This is a genomic window from Roseateles sp., from assembly GCF_046300915.1.
In the GTDB taxonomy this organism is placed as follows: domain Bacteria; phylum Pseudomonadota; class Gammaproteobacteria; order Burkholderiales; family Burkholderiaceae_C; genus Kinneretia.
Map to the genome: position 1 here is coordinate 1 of NZ_JBKCLH010000052.1, position 15,732 is coordinate 15,732.

Here is a 15,732-nt window from a genome sequence, read left to right on the forward strand (position 1 = left end):
GGCTGCGGGGCGGGGCGGCGCGCTCGCCGGGATGTCGGTTGTGCAGCGGGCCTTGGTGCTTGGTGCAGACGCAGGTGGGGCAGAGGCCCATGCGGCCGCCCGAGGGGGGCCGCAGGCCCTGGGCCTCCAGCGCGCTGAGCAGGCTCTCACCGCTGCTCAGCGTCAGGCTGCGGCCGCTGCGGCGCAGCTCCACGGTGACGGGGCGCACTTCGTCCAAAGCGATGGGCGCCGCGGGCGAAAAGGCCTCGGCCTGAAAGCGCTGCACGCGGGGCGCCAGCAGCTGGCTCGCCGTGTCCACAAAGCCACCCGGCCCACAGGCCAGCACCTGCAGGTCCTGCCAGCCTGCGCTGGGGCCCAGCAGGGAACCCAGCTGGTCTGCATTGATGCGGGCCGCCGGCGCCTGGGCGTCCTGGGTCAGCATCAGGTGCAGGCGAAAGCGCGGCTGGGCCTGGGCCAGGGCTTGCAGTTCCGGGGCAAAGCAAAGCTGCTCGGCGCTGCGGGCCCAGTAGATCAGGGTCAGGGCACCGGGCGCGCCGGCCGCCGCCCAGGCACGGGTCAGGCTCATCAGCGGCGTGATGCCGCTGCCGGCGGCCAGAAAGAGGCCAGCAGCCTCACCCGTGGCGGGCCAATGCAGATCACCATAGGCCTCGTCGATGGAGAGCATCTCGCCCTCACGGACCCGATCGCACAGATGGTTGGACAGCTTGCCGCCCTCCACCCGCTTGACGGTGATGGTGATGCGGCCATCCGTGCGCGGCCGATCGCTCAGGCTGTAGCTGCGGGTGACGCGGCGACCGTCGATCTCGGCGGCAATATTCAGATGCTGGCCGGCACGAAAGCCCCGCCAGTGACGATTGGGCTTGAGCACCAGGGTCACGGCATCGGCGGACTCGGCCCGCCGCTCCAACACCCGCGCCAGCGGGCGATCCCAGGTCCAGCTGCGATTGAGCAGGCCCAGCCAGAAGTCAAACACGGCCGGATCCACCACGGGACCCAGCAGTCGGCGCAGCAAGCCGCCACGCGCAGGTGCAAAAGAGGACACAAATACTCCGTTCGACGCCAATCAGCAGGAATCCGGATCGGGTCGGCGCGCAGTATACGGCCACACATACACCCGTCTATACAGATGTATATCAAATGCCCTTCGGTATGATGCGCACTCTCGCACAAAGCCATGACAAGCCTTCTCATGCTCGAGGCGGAACAAGCCGCCGCCACGCTGTCCTCGTCCCAACCGGGTCGCAAGGCGGTGATTTCCCGTGAAGACATCGTGCAGGCCGCCCTCAAGCTGGTGGGGCCGCACCGCAGTGTCTCGACGCTGAGCCTGCGTGAGGTGGCTCGTGAAGCCGGTATCGCGCCCAATAGCTTCTATCGCCAGTTCCGCGATATGGACGAGTTGGCCGTCACCCTGATCGATATGGCGGGCAAGTCGCTGCGGGAAATCATCGGTGAGGCGCGGCTGCGCGCCAGTCACGGCAATAGTGTGGTGCGCAGCGCGGTGCAGGCCTTCATCGAACAGCTGCGCTCGGACGACCGCCTGCTGCACATCCTGCTGCGCGAGGGCACGGTGGGCTCGGACGCCTTCAAGCACGCGGTGGACCGCCAACTGCTCTTCTTCGAGGAAGAGTTGCGGCTTGACCTGATCCGCCTGGCCGAGGTCAATCAGACCGGGCTTTACGAGCCGGCCCTCACCGCCAAGGCCATCACCCGCCTGGTCTTCGCCATGGGCTCGACCGCCATGGACCTGCCCCACGACAAGCTGCCCGAGCTGACCGAGCAGCTGATCGTGATGGTGCGTATGATCATCACCGGCACGCAGACCCTGGCGGTGACGGGGTCCCCGGACCATTGAGCACCGCGCACTCCCCTCGGCACCTCAGCCCATGACGCAAAAAAGCCCGCCGAAGCGGGCTTTTTGCTGGGCGCGTGAAACGCGCGGTGCCTTAGCGCTTGGCCAGGCGCTGCCAGGTCTCGATCACCGTGTCGGGGTTCAGGGAGATGGACACGATGCCTTCCTGGGCCAGCCAGTCGGCAAAGTCCGGATGGTCGCTGGGGCCCTGGCCGCAGATGCCGATGTACTTGCCCGTGGCACGGCAGGCGGTGATGGCACGCGAGATCAGGGCCTTGACGGCGGGGTCGCGCTCATCGAAATCGCCGGCCAGCAGCTCCAGGCCGGAGTCTCGGTCCAGGCCCAGGGTCAGCTGGGTCAGGTCGTTGGAGCCGATGGACATGCCGTCGAAATGCTCCAGGAACTGCTCGGCCAGGATGGCATTGGAGGGCACTTCGCACATCAGGATGATGCGCAGCCCATCCTGGCCACCGGCGGCGGCGCGCTTGAGGCCGCGCTCGGCCAGCATGCCCACCACGCGCTCGGCCTGCTTGACCGTGCGGACGAAGGGCACCATCAGTTCCACATTGGTCAGGCCCATCTCGTTGCGCACGCGCTTGAGCGCCTCGCACTCCATCGCGAAGGCATCGCTGAACTCGCCGCTGATATAGCGCGAGGCACCGCGGAAGCCCAGCATGGGATTCTCTTCATCGGGCTCGTAGCGCGAGCCGCCGATCAGCTTCTTGTACTCGTTGCTCTTGAAGTCGGAGAGGCGCACGATCACCGGACGCGGGTAGAAGGCCGCGGCGATGGTGGCCACACCCTCGACCAGCTTGTCCACATAGAAGGCACGCGGCGAGGCGTGGCCACGGGCCACCGATTCCACGGCCTTCTTCAGGTCGGCATCGATGTTCGGATAGTCCAGGATGGCCTTGGGGTGGACGCCAATATTGTTGTTGATGATGAACTCGAGGCGGGCCAGGCCCACGCCAGCGCTGGGCATCTGCGCGAAGTTGAAGGCCAGCTGCGGGTTACCCACATTCATCATGATCTTGACGGGGCAGTAGGGCAGCTCACCGCGGTGCACCTCGCTGACCTCGGTCTCCAGCAGGCCATCGTAGATATGGCCGGTGTCACCTTCGGAGCAGGCCACGGTGACCAGCTGGCCGTCCTTGAGCTTCTCGGTGGCGTCGCCGCAGCCCACCACGGCCGGGATGCCCAGCTCGCGCGCGATGATGGCCGCGTGGCAGGTGCGGCCGCCGCGGTTGGTGACGATGGCGCTGGCGCGCTTCATCACCGGCTCCCAGTTCGGGTCGGTCATGTCGGTGACCAGCACGTCGCCGGGCTGCACGCGCTCCATCTCGGCCACGCTGTGGACCAGGCGCACCGGGCCGGTGCCGATCTTCTGGCCGATGGCACGGCCCTCGGCCAGCACGGTGCTGTGGCCCTTGAGCTTGTAGCGATGCTCGACCTGGCCTTCGGCCTGGCTCTTCACCGTCTCGGGGCGGGCCTGCAGGATGTAGAGCTTGCCGTCAATGCCGTCACGGCCCCATTCCACGTCCATGGGGCGGCCATAGTGCTGCTCGATGACCAGGGCGTATTGCGACAGCTCGATCACCTCGGCATCGGACAGGGAATAGCGGTTGCGCGCTTCCGGCGCCGTATCCACCGTCTTGACCAGCTTGCCGCTGGCCGCCTTTTCCTCGGGGCTCGCAAACTCCATGCGGATCAGCTTGGAGCCCAGATTGCGGCGGATCACCGGGAACTTGCCGCTCTTCAGCGCCGGCTTGTGCACATAGAACTCATCCGGGTTCACGGCGCCCTGCACCACCGTCTCGCCCAGACCGTAGCTGGAGGTAATGAAGACCACGTCCTTGAATCCGCTCTCGGTGTCGATGGTGAACATCACACCGGCGGAACCCAGATCGGAGCGCACCATGCGCTGCACGCCGGCCGACAGGGCCACATCGGCGTGGGCAAAGCCCTTGTGCACGCGGTAGCTGATGGCACGGTCGTTGTAGAGGGAGGCGAAGACCTCCTTCATCTTGTGCAGCACTTCCTCGATGCCCACCACGTTCAGGAAGGTTTCCTGCTGGCCGGCGAAGGAGGCGTCGGGCAGGTCTTCCGCGGTGGCGGAGGAACGCACGGCAAAGGAAGCATCGGGATTGCCGGCGGTCAGCTCGGCAAAGGCGCTGCGGATCTGGGCTTCCAGATCGGCGGGGAAAGGCTGCGCCTCCACCCAGCCGCGAATCTCGGCGCCGACCTCGGCCAGGGCCTTGACGTCATCGGTATCCAGGGTGGACAGGCGTGCCTGGATGCGCTGATCCAGGCCCTCGTACTTGAGGAACTCGCGGAAGGCATGCGCCGTGGTGGCAAAGCCGCCGGGCACGCGCACGCCGGAGGCGGCGAGCTGGGAGATCATTTCGCCGAGGCTGGCGTTCTTGCCACCAACCACCTCGACGTCCGTCATTCTCAGATTCTCAAAGGGAACGACCAGGGCGGTCGGCTCGTAGCGAGAGGACATGGGAAAGCTCCGTGATGTTGAAAACTCGGGGCTCCCGGCGCAATCGGCAAGGCTTGCGCGGAGGGGACGCGAGCAGCCGCAGAACCAGCATTTCTGGATTCTTGTAGGAGGCGGTCGGGCTGCATGGTGATGCGCGTCGGGGGGAGGCTTTGAGCCGATTCTACGGGCAAGCCCACTTATGATGACAAGACACTCTAGAGCGTCCCGACCATGAACACCCAGCGCACCGTGTACTTTGTCTCCGACGGCACCGGCATCACGGCAGAAACCTTCGGCAATTCCATCCTGGCCCAGTTCCCCATGAAGCCACGGCACGTGCGCCGCCCCTTCGTGGACAACGCCGAGAAGGCCTATGCCGTGGTGCGCGAGATCAACGAGACGGGCGAGCGCGAGGGTCAGCGCGCCATCGTCTTCGCCACCCTGGTGGACCGCGATGTGCTCAAGATCGTGCGCGACCACTGCCAGGGCCGGGTGATCGATATGTTCGCCACCTTCATCGAGCCGCTGGAGGAGGAGTTCGGCGTCAAGAGCAATCACCGGGTGGGCCGCTTCTCGGATGTGGCGCGCAGCCAGGAGTATCACGACCGTATCGAGGCCATCAACTTCTCCCTGGCCCATGACGACGGCCAGTCGGCCAAGAACCTGGTCTCGGCCGATGTGATCCTGGTGGGCGTGAGCCGCTGCGGCAAGACGCCCACCTCGCTCTACCTGGCCATGCAGCATGGCATCAAGGCCGCCAACTACCCCCTGATCCCCGAGGACTTCGAGCGCGGCAAGCTGCCGGCTAGCCTGCTGCCGCACAAGGCCAAGTGCTTCGGCCTGACCATCGATCCCGACCGTCTGGCCCAGGTACGCAACGAGCGCCGCCCCGGCAGCAAGTACGCGGACATGATGAACTGCCGCTACGAGGTCAACGAGGCCGAGAAGATGATGAAGCGCGAGGGCATCTCCTGGCTCTCCTCGACCCACAAGTCCATCGAGGAAATCGCCACCACCATCCTGCGCGACATCCGGCCGGACCGGCTGATCTACTGAGCACTCTGCCGAAACGAAGCCGCTACGGCTCCGACTCCAGGGCCAGGGCGACCGCCAGCGCCTCGCGCACCTGGGCCCATTCCTGCACCAGCGCCGCTTGGGCCGGGTCATCGGCCGCCAGTTGGGGCGCCAGCCATTCGCAAAAGCGCGCCGATTCCAGATAGAAATGCGTGTGGCCGCTGGTGTGCTCTGCCCAGTAGCGCGAGCACAGGCCGGGCAGGCGCTCGCCCAGCGCCTGCAGAGTGGCGCGCAGATTCATCATCAGCGGCGTGATGCGGTTCATGCGGTAGACCGAGCAGGCGGCCTGCATGCCGCGGTGGCGGGCCATCGCCTGCAAGCGGGCCCGTTCACGCTCAGTCAGCCTGTAGCGCTGGGCCAGCAAGGTCTCGTCCCCGCGCACGGCATTGCACAGCGGCGGCGAGGCCACCAGATCCGCCAGGGCCTGCTGAAAGTCAGCCAGCATGGCTGACCTCATGCGGCGCGCGCTGTGCACAGTGTTCGGCCAGCGCATGCATTCGCTCCAGCTCGCGACTCAGCGCGGGCAGGCCCAGCAGCTCGAAATAAGACTCCTGGTACTCCAGGGTGATGGCGCGCAGGCGGCGGCAGCGCGGCAGGAAGTCGTAGGCCCAGTCCCAGACCTCGGGCGGAGTGAGGCCGGCGTGGCTGTCCATATAAAAACCGCCGAACTCGTCGCCGCCAGCCAGATGCACCTCCTCCACCGCGGCGGGGTCCAAGGCGTCCAGATAGTCCCGCGGGTCGGCCACGCCGTTGCGGGCACAGACCAGCAGATTGTGCAGATCGAGCAGGGTGCCGCAGGCGCCCTGCTGATGCAGCAGGTTCAGGAACTCGGGCTCGCTGTAGTCCATGTCCGGCACGGGCGTGAACTGCGCCGGGTTCTCCAGCAGCACGCGGCAACCCAGGCGCTGCGCAAGCCGCCGCAGCTTGGGCAGAAGCAGCTCAAGCTGCGCCTGATCATAGGACAGGGGCAGGCCCAGGCCCGCCTGAGCATTGGGCACGCGGGCGCGCGGCGTGGCGAAAACGCTCAGATGCTCGCCGTACCAGGCAAAGCCGCCCAGATCACCCGAAACGGCGGACACCGCCGCCAGCATGCCTTCATCCAGCGGCATGGCGCTGGGCAGAGACAGGCTCAGGCCATGGCCGGCCAGGCTGCGGCCCGGCAGGGCCTGGGTCAGCTCGGCCAGGGCCGGCCGAAGATATCGAAAGCGCGGCCCGCCGCCCGCCTCAGGCCCCTGGCCGAAGTCGAACCAAAAGCGATCGGGCATAGCCGAGAGGTGCTCGACCAGCTCGGGCGCATGGGCCAGCAGGGCCGGCGTGCTGGGGTTGTAGAGCAGGCCGACTCGCGGACGCGGCGGCAAACCGGCGGCCACGGCCGACACTCAGTCGATTGCGAGCTCGTCGGCCAGCACGCCAACACTGACCACGCGACGGACAAGATCGTCCGCGCCCTCAAAGCGAACGCGTCCGGACAGACATTGGGGACAGGAAAGCATGTGGAGCAGCTCGGAACTGCGGTCCGCGGCACCGACGGCCTCAATGCCGCTTGACGCGAGTTGCGGTCGACGCGTGCGCACCGTTCCGCACGGACCCGGGGTCGACGTTCTGCCTGCAACCACGGCAGCGGCGTATTGCTTGCTGGCCATCAGACTCTCCTGGCGATAACGGTGGAGTCCCGGTGGCCCAAACGGCGCCCGATCAATGAGTGCGCCCCGCAGCCTGCCGGATGCCGCTAGTGTGGGGGAGCTTCAGCGCCCAAGGCTCAGGTCAAGTTAGGGGGTGGCCTAGGTCGCACTGAGTCGCTGGCGCGCGCTTTCATAGAGGCAGACGGCCGCGGCGCTACCCACATTCAGCGATTCCTCGCCCCCCGGCTGCGGAATGCCCACGGTCTGCCCGCAGCGCTGCATCAGGGCCGGCTGCACGCCCTGCCCTTCATGGCCCATGACCCAGGCACAGGGGCTGGGCAGGCGGGTCTGGTGCAGCTGGGACTGGGCGTGGGAGCTGGTGGCGATCAGCGGCAGGTCCAGACCGTCCAGGTCCTCGGGGGCCAGGCCCTCGACCAGGCGCAGGCCGAAATGCGCGCCCATGCCGGCGCGCAGCACCTTGGCACTCCACAGCGCCGCCGTGCCCTTGAGCGCCAGCACCTGACGGAAGCCGAAGGCCGCGGCACTGCGCAGGATGGTGCCCACATTGCCGGCGTCCTGCAGGCGGTCCAGCACCACACTGTCCAAGCCCTTGAGCGGGCTCAGACCCGCGGCATGCGCCACCTCGAAACCGATCTGGGCCGGCGACTCCAGGCCGCTGATGCTCTTGAACAGGGCCAGGGGCAGGACCAGCACGCGCGGCGCCGCGTCGGCCAGCTCGCGCAGCGCGGGTTCGGCATAGGCAGCCTCGCTGACCACGGCCAGCAGGGGCAGCTGGCCGCGCTGCAGCAGGGCACGGGCCAGATGGTCACCCTCCAGCCAGACCGAGCCCAGCTTGCGGTAGGCCGCGGCGTCCTGGCTCAGCTTGCGCAGGCGCTGCAGGTTGGGGTTGTCCCGGGCGGTGATGTGCAGAACCTTGGGCGTGCTCATGGGGCGGAAGTCTCCAGGATCTGGCGCACCGGGGCAAAGCTGCGCCGGTGCCAGGCGCTCACACCGTGGGCACGCAGGGCGGCCAGATGATCGGCGGTGGGATAGCCCTTGTGGGTGGCAAAGCCGTACTCGGGATGGGTCTCGTGCATGGCCAGGCACTGACGATCGCGCGTGACCTTGGCCAGGATGGAGGCGGCCGAGATGGCCTGCACCAGGGCATCGCCCTTGACAATGGCCTCGGCCGGCACCTTGAGCACGGGCAGGCGGTTGCCGTCCACCAGCACCTTGGCGGGCTTGAGGCGCAGGCCCTCCACCGCGCGGCGCATGGCCAGCATCGTGGCCTGCAGGATATTGAGCTGGTCGATCTCCTCCACGCTGGCCTCGGCAATGCAGCAGCACAGGGCCTTGGCGCGGATCTCGTCGAAGAGGCGCTCGCGCTTCTTCTCGCTCAGGGTCTTGGAGTCGCCCAGGCCGGCAATCGGATTGAGCTCGTCCAGAATCACCGCGGCGGCCACCACCGGGCCGGCCAGGGGGCCGCGGCCTGCCTCGTCCACGCCGGCGATCAGGCCCGGCGCATCCCAGGCCAGGCCCAGCTGCTGCGGCGACTCAGAGGCCGATGACTTGCGCAATGGCATCCGTGGCCAGCTGAGCCGTGTTGCGGCGCAGGAGTTGGTGTTGCTCGGCAAAGCGGGCCTGCACCCGCGCGTAGCGCTCGGGCTCGTCCAGCCAGGCCAGGCCTTCGGCGGCCAGGGCCTCGGGCGTGCATTCGTCCTGCAGCAGCTCGGGCACCAGGAACTCGCGCGCCAGCACATTGGGCAGGCCCACCCAGGGCTGGTAGCGCTGGCCGCTGATGCGGCGCCAGTTCAGCCAGTGCATGCGGTAGGCAATCACCATGGGGCGCTTGAAGAGCGCGGCCTCCAGGGTGGCGGTGCCGCTGGCCACCAGGGTCACGTCGCAGGCGGCCAGGGCCTCGTGCGAGCGGCCGTCCAGCAGCTGGATCTCCAGGCCCGCGGGCACCAGGGGTTCGATCAGGGCACGCAGGCCCGGCGCCACCGGCAGCACGAAGCGCAGCGCCGGCCGCGCCTTCTGCATCAGGGCCGCGGCCTGCAGCAGGGGCGCGGCGATATAGCGCACCTCGCTCTTGCGGCTGCCCGGCAGCAGGGCCACCACGGTGTCGCCCTCGCCCAGGCCCAGGGCCGCACGGCTGGCGGCGCGCGGCGGCTCCAGCGGAATCGCATCGGCCAGCGGATGGCCCACATAGGTGGCGGCGATGCCGGCCTCGTGCAACAGGGCCGGCTCGAAGGGGAAGAGGCAGAGCACATGGTCCACCGAGTCGCGGATCTTTTGCACCCGCTCCCCGCGCCAGGCCCAGATGGAGGGGCAGACGAAGTGGATGGCCTTGACGCCCTCGGCCTTGAGCCGGGCCTCGACCACGAAGTTGAAGTCCGGCGCATCGATGCCGATGAAGGCGCGCGGCTTGTCGGCCAGCAGACGGCCCATCAGCTGCTTGCGGATGGCCAGGATCTCGCGCAGATGCATCAGCGCGTCCACATAGCCGAAGACCGAGAGCTTGTGATGCGGCCACCAGGACTCGAAGCCGCCCTGGTCCATGCGGGGCCCGCCTATGCCCTGGGCCTGCAGCTCGGGCCAGCGCTGGCGCAAGCCGGCCAGCAGCAGGCCGCCGAGCAGATCACCGGAGGCCTCGCCGGCCACCATGCCAAAGCGGGGCGCGGTGTCGATCATGGTCTCAGCGGAGGATGCCGCGCGTGGCGGTCTTGAGGAAGTCCAGCATCAGCTGGATGGTGTCGCGCGCCTCGGGATGCGAGGCCTGCAGGCCGGCCATCTCGATCTGGGCCTGCTCCACGGTCAGGCCGCGACGGTAGAGCAGACGGTACATCTGCTTGACCGCGTTGAGCTGCTCGGGCGTGAAGCCGCGGCGCTTGAGGCCTTCGAGATTGAAGCTGCGCGCCTCGGCGATATTGCCGGCAGCCATGATGAAGGGCGGCAGGTCCTGGAAGAGGATGGAGCCCAGGCCCGTCATGCTGTGCGCGCCGATGTGCACGAACTGGTGCACCGCGGTGAAACCGCCCAGGATGGCCCAGTCGCCGACATGCACATGGCCCGCCAGCTGCGCGTTGTTGGCCATGATGACCCGGTTGCCGACCTTGCAGTCATGCGCCAGGTGCACATAGGCCATGATCCAGTTGTCATCGCCCAGGGAGGTGATGCCGTCGTCCTGCACCGTGCCGCGGTTCATGGTGCAGAACTCGCGGATGGTGTTGCGGTCGCCCACGATCAGCTGGGTGGGCTCGCCGGCGTACTTCTTGTCCTGCGGCGCGGCACCAAGGGAGGCGAACTGGAAAATCTTGTTGTCGCGGCCGATGGTGGTCGGCCCCTCGATCACGCAGTGCGGGCCCACGCTGGTACCGGCGCCAATGCGCACACCGGCGCCGATCACCGTGTAGGGGCCTACCGAGACCGAACTGTCCAGCTCGGCCTTGGGATCAACGATGGCGGTGGCATGGATCATGGTCTGGGCCCTTCCCCGCTCAGGCGGCTTCGATGCGACGCATGGTGCACATCAGCTCGGCCTCGCAGGCGATGTCCTCGCCCACATAGGCCCGGCCGGTGTACTTGAAGATGCCGGCCTTGGCGCGGTCCAGGGTCACGTCCAGCACCAGCTGGTCGCCCGGCTCCACCGGACGCTTGAAGCGCGCACCGTCGATGCCGGCAAAGTAGCAGACCGTGCTGTCATCCAGTTCGGTATCCAGGCTGATCAGGGTCAGCACCGTGGCAGCCTGGGCCATGGCTTCGAGCATCAGCACGCCCGGCATCACCGGACGGTGCGGGAAGTGGCCCAGGAAGTGCGGCTCGTTGATGCTGACGTTCTTCAGCGCGCGGATGCGCTTGCCCTTGTCCAGTTCCAGCACGCGGTCGATCAGCAGGATCGGATAGCGGTGCGGGATCTTCTTGAGGATCTGGTGGATGTCCAGGGTGGTCGTCGTCATGCTTTCTTCTCCAGCGCTCTGAGGCGCTCTCGCAAGGCGTGCAGCTGTCGCAGCGTCGCCGCGTTCTTTTCCCAACTGGCGTTCTCGTCGAACGGAAACACGCCGCTGTACTGGCCGGGCTTGGCAATGCTGCGCGTCACCACCGTGGCGGCCGAGACATGCACGCCATCGGCCAGGCTCAGATGGCCCAGCACGATGGCGCCGCCGCCGATGGTGCAGCCGCGGCCGATCACGGCACTGCCGGCCACACCGGCACAGCCCGCCATGGCCGTATGGGCTCCGACCTTGACGTTGTGGCCGATCTGCACCAGATTGTCCAGCTTGACGCCGTCCTCCAGCACCGTGTCATCCAGCGCGCCGCGGTCGATGCAGCTGTTGGCGCCGATCTCCACATCGTCACCGATGCGCACCGCGCCGAGCTGCTCGATCTTTTCCCAGCGCCCCGCCGTGGGGGCGAAGCCGAAACCGTCGGCCCCGATCACCACGCCGCTGTGCAGGATGCAGCGTGCGCCAATGCGGCAGTCAAAGCCCAGGGTGACGCGCGGGGCCAGCCGACTGCCCTCGCCCACCACGGCGCGTTCGCCGATGACGCAGTGCGCGCCGATGCGGGCACCGGCGCCGATGCGGGCGCCTGCCTCGATCACGGCGAGCGGCCCCACATCCACATCGGGGCCCAGCTCGGCCGTGGGATCGATCACCGCGCTCGGGTGCACGCGCGGCGCGCCCAGCGGGCGCACCTGCACGGCCCACCACTGGGTGAGACGGGCGAAGTAGAGGTAGGGATCGGGCGTGAGGATGTAGCTGCCGCCGCGGGCCTCGGCCACCTCGCGCAGGGCTGGCGCCAGGATCACGCAGCCCGCTGCGCTGCCCGCCAGTTGCTGCTGGTAGCGCGGATTGGCCAGGAAGGCAATCGTGGCGGCATCGGCGCCGTCCAGCGGGCCGATGCGCTCAATGACCGGATCGGAGGTACCAAGAAGATCGCCGCCCAAGGCGGCGATCAGTTCGGCAACAGTGATCTTGGGCAAGATCTGACCGACGCGGTTTACTTTTGTGCGTTCAGCGCGTCGATCACCTTCTTGGTGATGTCGACACGGGCGCTGGCATGCACAGCGTCCTGCAGGATCAGGTCGTACTTCTCGGCATCGAAGATCTGCTTGATCACGCGATTGGCGCGATCAACCAGCATGCCGAGCTCTTCGTTCTTGCGCTGAGCCAGGTCTTCCTGGAACTCACGGCGCTTGCGCTGCAGGTCACGATCGGCCTCGACCAGATCGCGCTGACGACGCCCGCGCTCGTTCTCGCTGAGGGTCGGACTGTCCTTCTCCAGCTTCTCGGCGGCACCGCGAAGCCTGGTCTCCAGATCCTTCAGTTCCTTCTCGCGCTTGCTGAACTCGGTTTCAAGCTTGGCCTGTGCGACCTTGGCCAGATTGGCCTCTCGCATCACGCGCTCGCTGTTGACATAGCCAATCTTCAGGTCCTGCGCCTGCAGGCCCGTGGCCGAAGCGCACAGCATGGCGGCCACGGCCGCCGATTTCAACAGCTTGCTCATCATCAGAATGCAGTCCCGATCTGGAATTGGAAACGTTCTATTCTATCCGTAGGCTTCTTGCGCACCGGTGTGCCGTAGCTCATCTTGAGGGGGCCCATCGGGGAAAGCCAGGACAGGCCGATACCGGCCGAGGCACGGATATCGCCGGCCTCGATTTTCTCATGCGATCCCCAGACATTGCCGGCATCGAAGAAGCCGAAGAGTCGGAAGGTCTTGTCATTGCCGGCGCCCGGCACGGGCACATACAGCTCCATATTGCCGTTCATGCGACGGTTGCCGCCCGAGTAGGAGCCGGTCACGTCCACGGGGCCCAGCGAGTTGCCCTCGAACACGCGCACCGAACCCAGGCCACCGGCATAGAAGTTCTTGAAGATCGGATAAGGACGGCCCGAGATGCCCTTGCCCCAACCCAGCTCACCATTGACGCCCAGCGTGAACTTGCTGCTCCACAGCGGGAAGTACTGCTGGTACTGCAGATTGGCGCGCATATAGCGCGAATCGCCGGTCGGGCTCAACTCCAGGTTCACGCGCTGGTACTTGCCACGCGTGGGCGAGATGATGCTGTCCCGCTCATCACGCTGCCAGCCGATGGTCAGCGGGAAGGCCGTGCTCGACGGGCCGAACTGCTGACGGAACAGGAAGTAGCTGTTGGGCAGCCCCACCGAGGTGGAGATGCGCGTCTTCTCGTAACCGATGCCGAAGAACACCGTGTCCACTTCGGAGAAGGGCACACCGAAGCGGATCGCCGCCCCATGGCTGACCAGTTCGTACTCCTCACCCAGGGTGTTGAGCGGCTTGGTGGTGCGGTAGAACAGATCGACCGCGCGCGAGACGCCGTCCACCGTGAAGTAGGGGTCCACCGTGGACAGCACCAGGGCGCGGCCGGTCTTGGCGGTATTGAGCTCGATGCCCAGATAGTTGCCCGAACCGAAGACGTTGTCCTGCTTGATCGAACCGGACAGCGAGAGCCGCTGCTGGCTGGAGTAGCCGGCACCGACCATGATGTTGCCGGTCGGGCGCTCGGTCACGGTCAGGGTCACATCGACCTGATCGGGGGCACCGGGCACCTCGGCGGTGTCGATATTGACGTCCTTGAAATAACCCAGGCGTTCCACGCGATCGCGCGAGGCCTTGATCTTGGCGCCGTCGTACCAGGCGGATTCGAACTGGCGGAATTCGCGGCGGATCACTTCGTCACGGGTGCGGGTGTTGCCCGAGACGATGACGCGGCGCACATAGACGCGGCGCTGAGGCTCGGCCGAGAAGGTCACCACCACCTGCCCGGTTGCCCTGTCGATCTCGGGACGGCTGTCGACACGCGCAAACGCGTAGCCGAAGGTGCCGTAGAGATCGGAGAAGGCACGCGTGGTGGCAGCCACAGCCTCACCCCGATACGCCTCGCCGGGCTTGAGGGCGATCAGGCTCTTGAAGTCCTCCTCACGCCCGAGGAAGTCCCCCTCGAGCTTGACGGCGGTGACGGTGTAGGGCTGCCCCTCGTTGACCGTGATGGCGATGCTGATGCTCTGCTTGTCCGGCGAGATCGTCACCTGCGTGGCGGTGACAGCAAACTCCAGATAGCCGCGATTCAGGTAGTAGGAGCGCAGGGTCTCCAGGTCGGCATTGAGCTTGGCGCGCGAGTAGCGGTCGGTCTTGGTGTACCAGGTCAGCCAACCGCTGGTGGTTTGCTCGAACAAGCCGGCCAGCGTGCTCTCGGAAAAGACCTTGTTGCCCAGAATGCGGATTTCACCGATTTTGGCCGGCTCACCCTCGGTCACCTGGAAGCTGACGTTGACGCGATTGCGTTCCAGCGGGGTGATGGTGGTGGTGACCTCGGCGCCGTAAAGGCTGCGGGTCAGGTACTGGCGCTTGAGCTCCTGCTCGGCACGGTCAGCCAGCGCCTTGTCGAAGGGCTTGCCCTCGCCGATACCCACATCCTTGAGCGACTTGGTCAGTGCCTCGGTATCAAACTCCTTGAGGCCGACGAAGCTCACCGCCGCAATGATGGGGCGCTCCTCGATCACGATGACAGCCGAGTCACCATCGATCTGGATGCGCACATCCTTGAACAGGCCGGTGGCGAACAGGGCGCGGATCGCGGCCGCACCCTTCTCCTCGTTGTAGGTCTCCCCGATGCGGAAAGGCAGCGAGGCGAACACGGTACCGGGGTCGGTGCGCTGCAGGCCCTCGACACGGATGTCCTTGAGTACGAAGGGATCGACGGCCCAGGCAGAGCCGGCCTGTAGGGCGGCGGCCAGCGCCAAACTCAGGACGGACGGGCGCAGGCGCGCGGACGTAAGACGGGATACGGACATGCGGGTGAGGTCAGTGCAGGCCCAGCAAGCGGGCCATGTCGTTGGAAAGGGCCAAGGTCATCATCAGCAGCATGATCAGCACACCAGCGCGCTGCAACTGCTGTTGCCACCATTCCGAGACGGGGCGGCCGCTCAGACCCTCGAAAAGATAATACATCAGGTGCCCGCCATCGAGCATCGGCAGCGGGAGCAGGTTCAGCACCGCCAGACTCACGCTGACCAGAGCCAAAAAGCTCAGGTACTGGGCTGGCCCCATGCGTGCGGACTGGCCGGCGTAGTCGGCAATGGTGATGGGGCCGCTGAGGTTTTTCAGCGAGGCCTCGCCAATCAGCATACGGCCAAAGGTGTTCAGTGTCAGGGCCGAGACCTCCCAGGTCCGGCGCGCGCCCAACCACAGAGACTCCAGCGGGCCATGACTCACGGTGAGCAGCTCGGGTGGCGCACCGATCTGGGCCTCGATGCGGCCCAGCAGCTGGCCGCCATCGCGCACGACCTTGGGCCGCAGCTCCAGGCTCAAGACCTGACCCGCTCGCTCCACCCGCCACAGCATGGGTGCGACACGCTCGCCCTCCACACCGCCCTGACCACTGGCGCGGATGCGTTCGCGCAGGGCCGCTGCGTCCACCACCGGCTGACCGTCCACACTCAGCACCCGGTCACCGCGCTGCAGGCCCGCCTCGGCTCCGGCGCCGCCCGGACTCAGCTCACCCAGCACCGGCGCCATGAAGGCACCGCCCAGCCCGATACGACGCAGCAGCTGCGCGTCGAGCTCGCGCTTCTCCAGGCTGTCGGGGGGCAGCCCCCACGGGCCCTGGCCCTGCCCCGGCGCCACGCTTTACGATAGATGCCCCGTGGGGCCCCCGGCCACCGGCGGGGGCAGCGGCCCGC

The 15,732-nt window shown here is 67.0% G+C and carries 16 protein-coding genes; 2 read left to right on the forward strand and 14 right to left on the reverse strand.

Going from position 1 to position 15,732, the window contains the following annotated elements; genetic code table 11:
• A partial coding sequence (locus tag ACK5F2_RS03850) for a ferredoxin reductase (protein ID WP_409862920.1) occupies positions 1–1,042 on the reverse strand: 1,042 nt, incomplete at its 3' end.
• A 132-nt stretch (positions 1,043–1,174) separates the two neighbouring features.
• On the opposite strand from ACK5F2_RS03850, the gene fabR reads away from it, so the two are divergent.
• A complete protein-coding gene (gene fabR, locus ACK5F2_RS03855; protein ID WP_409862921.1) occupies positions 1,175–1,852 on the forward strand; it encodes an HTH-type transcriptional repressor FabR in 678 nt (225 codons plus the stop codon).
• 91 nt (positions 1,853–1,943) lie between these two features.
• On the opposite strand, the gene ppsA is transcribed toward fabR, so the two are convergent.
• Positions 1,944–4,352 carry a phosphoenolpyruvate synthase gene (gene ppsA / locus ACK5F2_RS03860; protein WP_409862923.1) on the reverse strand — a complete coding sequence of 803 codons (2,409 nt, stop codon included), beginning with the start codon at positions 4,350–4,352 and terminating at the stop codon, positions 1,944–1,946.
• 210 nt (positions 4,353–4,562) lie between these two features.
• Between ppsA and ACK5F2_RS03865 the strand changes: the two genes are divergently transcribed.
• Positions 4,563–5,387: a pyruvate, water dikinase regulatory protein gene (locus ACK5F2_RS03865; RefSeq protein ID WP_409846030.1), complete on the forward strand. Its 825-nt coding sequence runs from the start codon at positions 4,563–4,565 to the stop codon at positions 5,385–5,387.
• 22 nt (positions 5,388–5,409) lie between these two features.
• Here ACK5F2_RS03865 and ACK5F2_RS03870 read toward each other — a convergent pair whose 3' ends face one another.
• From ACK5F2_RS03870 to rseP, 12 genes are all read right to left on the reverse strand, one after another.
• Positions 5,410–5,850 (reverse strand): hypothetical protein, encoded by a 441-nt coding sequence (locus tag ACK5F2_RS03870; RefSeq protein ID WP_409862924.1) that lies wholly within the window; start codon positions 5,848–5,850, stop codon positions 5,410–5,412.
• Positions 5,840–6,775, reverse strand: coding sequence for a DUF692 family multinuclear iron-containing protein (locus ACK5F2_RS03875; RefSeq protein WP_409862925.1), 936 nt, complete (start codon positions 6,773–6,775; stop codon positions 5,840–5,842). The genes ACK5F2_RS03870 and ACK5F2_RS03875 overlap by 11 nt, the downstream gene beginning before the upstream one ends.
• Before the next feature lie 9 nt (positions 6,776–6,784).
• On the reverse strand, positions 6,785–7,048 hold the full coding sequence (locus ACK5F2_RS03880; RefSeq protein ID WP_409862926.1) for a hypothetical protein: 264 nt from the start codon (positions 7,046–7,048) through the stop codon (positions 6,785–6,787).
• Positions 7,049–7,186: 138 nt separating this feature from the next.
• A complete protein-coding gene (locus ACK5F2_RS03885) occupies positions 7,187–7,975 on the reverse strand; it encodes a TrmH family RNA methyltransferase (RefSeq protein ID WP_409862927.1) in 789 nt (262 codons plus the stop codon).
• A complete protein-coding gene (gene rnhB / locus ACK5F2_RS03890) occupies positions 7,972–8,610 on the reverse strand; it encodes a ribonuclease HII (protein WP_409862929.1) in 639 nt (212 codons plus the stop codon). Before rnhB ends, ACK5F2_RS03885 begins: the two co-directional genes overlap by 4 nt.
• Complete coding sequence (gene lpxB / locus ACK5F2_RS03895) at positions 8,582–9,718, reverse strand: lipid-A-disaccharide synthase (protein ID WP_409862930.1); 1,137 nt, start codon at positions 9,716–9,718, stop codon at positions 8,582–8,584. The genes rnhB and lpxB overlap by 29 nt, the downstream gene beginning before the upstream one ends.
• Before the next feature lie 4 nt (positions 9,719–9,722).
• Positions 9,723–10,505, reverse strand: coding sequence for an acyl-ACP--UDP-N-acetylglucosamine O-acyltransferase (lpxA, locus tag ACK5F2_RS03900; RefSeq protein ID WP_409862931.1), 783 nt, complete (start codon positions 10,503–10,505; stop codon positions 9,723–9,725).
• Positions 10,506–10,524: 19 nt separating this feature from the next.
• Positions 10,525–10,983 carry a 3-hydroxyacyl-ACP dehydratase FabZ gene (gene fabZ, locus ACK5F2_RS03905; protein WP_409862933.1) on the reverse strand — a complete coding sequence of 153 codons (459 nt, stop codon included), beginning with the start codon at positions 10,981–10,983 and terminating at the stop codon, positions 10,525–10,527.
• Positions 10,980–12,008, reverse strand: coding sequence for a UDP-3-O-(3-hydroxymyristoyl)glucosamine N-acyltransferase (gene lpxD / locus ACK5F2_RS03910; protein WP_409862934.1), 1,029 nt, complete (start codon positions 12,006–12,008; stop codon positions 10,980–10,982). Before lpxD ends, fabZ begins: the two co-directional genes overlap by 4 nt.
• 17 nt (positions 12,009–12,025) lie before the next feature.
• A complete protein-coding gene (locus ACK5F2_RS03915) occupies positions 12,026–12,535 on the reverse strand; it encodes an OmpH family outer membrane protein (RefSeq protein WP_409862935.1) in 510 nt (169 codons plus the stop codon).
• The gene (gene bamA / locus ACK5F2_RS03920; protein ID WP_409862937.1) at positions 12,535–14,844 is read right to left on the reverse strand and encodes an outer membrane protein assembly factor BamA; all 2,310 of its coding nucleotides are present in this window, start codon (positions 14,842–14,844) and stop codon (positions 12,535–12,537) included. The genes ACK5F2_RS03915 and bamA overlap by 1 nt, the downstream gene beginning before the upstream one ends.
• A gap of 10 nt (positions 14,845–14,854) precedes the next feature.
• Positions 14,855–15,676 (reverse strand): RIP metalloprotease RseP, encoded by an 822-nt coding sequence (gene rseP, locus ACK5F2_RS03925; RefSeq protein ID WP_409862938.1) that lies wholly within the window; start codon positions 15,674–15,676, stop codon positions 14,855–14,857.
• Positions 15,677–15,732: the final 56 nt, after the last annotated feature.

What these genes read in the sequence shown, in the direction of transcription:
- fabR (WP_409862921.1), top strand. Translation starts at nt 1,175, where the DNA reads ATGACAAGCCTTCTCATGCTCGAGGCGGAACAAGCCGCCGCCACGCTG.
- ppsA (WP_409862923.1), bottom strand. Translation starts at nt 4,352, where the DNA reads ATGTCCTCTCGCTACGAGCCGACCGCCCTGGTCGTTCCCTTTGAGAAT.
- ACK5F2_RS03865 (WP_409846030.1), top strand. Translation starts at nt 4,563, where the DNA reads ATGAACACCCAGCGCACCGTGTACTTTGTCTCCGACGGCACCGGCATC.
- ACK5F2_RS03870 (WP_409862924.1), bottom strand. Translation starts at nt 5,850, where the DNA reads ATGCTGGCTGACTTTCAGCAGGCCCTGGCGGATCTGGTGGCCTCGCCG.
- ACK5F2_RS03880 (WP_409862926.1), bottom strand. Translation starts at nt 7,048, where the DNA reads ATGGCCAGCAAGCAATACGCCGCTGCCGTGGTTGCAGGCAGAACGTCG.
- ACK5F2_RS03885 (WP_409862927.1), bottom strand. Translation starts at nt 7,975, where the DNA reads ATGAGCACGCCCAAGGTTCTGCACATCACCGCCCGGGACAACCCCAAC.
- rnhB (WP_409862929.1), bottom strand. Translation starts at nt 8,610, where the DNA reads ATGCCATTGCGCAAGTCATCGGCCTCTGAGTCGCCGCAGCAGCTGGGC.
- lpxB (WP_409862930.1), bottom strand. Translation starts at nt 9,718, where the DNA reads ATGATCGACACCGCGCCCCGCTTTGGCATGGTGGCCGGCGAGGCCTCC.
- lpxA (WP_409862931.1), bottom strand. Translation starts at nt 10,505, where the DNA reads ATGATCCATGCCACCGCCATCGTTGATCCCAAGGCCGAGCTGGACAGT.
- fabZ (WP_409862933.1), bottom strand. Translation starts at nt 10,983, where the DNA reads ATGACGACGACCACCCTGGACATCCACCAGATCCTCAAGAAGATCCCG.
- ACK5F2_RS03915 (WP_409862935.1), bottom strand. Translation starts at nt 12,535, where the DNA reads ATGATGAGCAAGCTGTTGAAATCGGCGGCCGTGGCCGCCATGCTGTGC.
- bamA (WP_409862937.1), bottom strand. Translation starts at nt 14,844, where the DNA reads ATGTCCGTATCCCGTCTTACGTCCGCGCGCCTGCGCCCGTCCGTCCTG.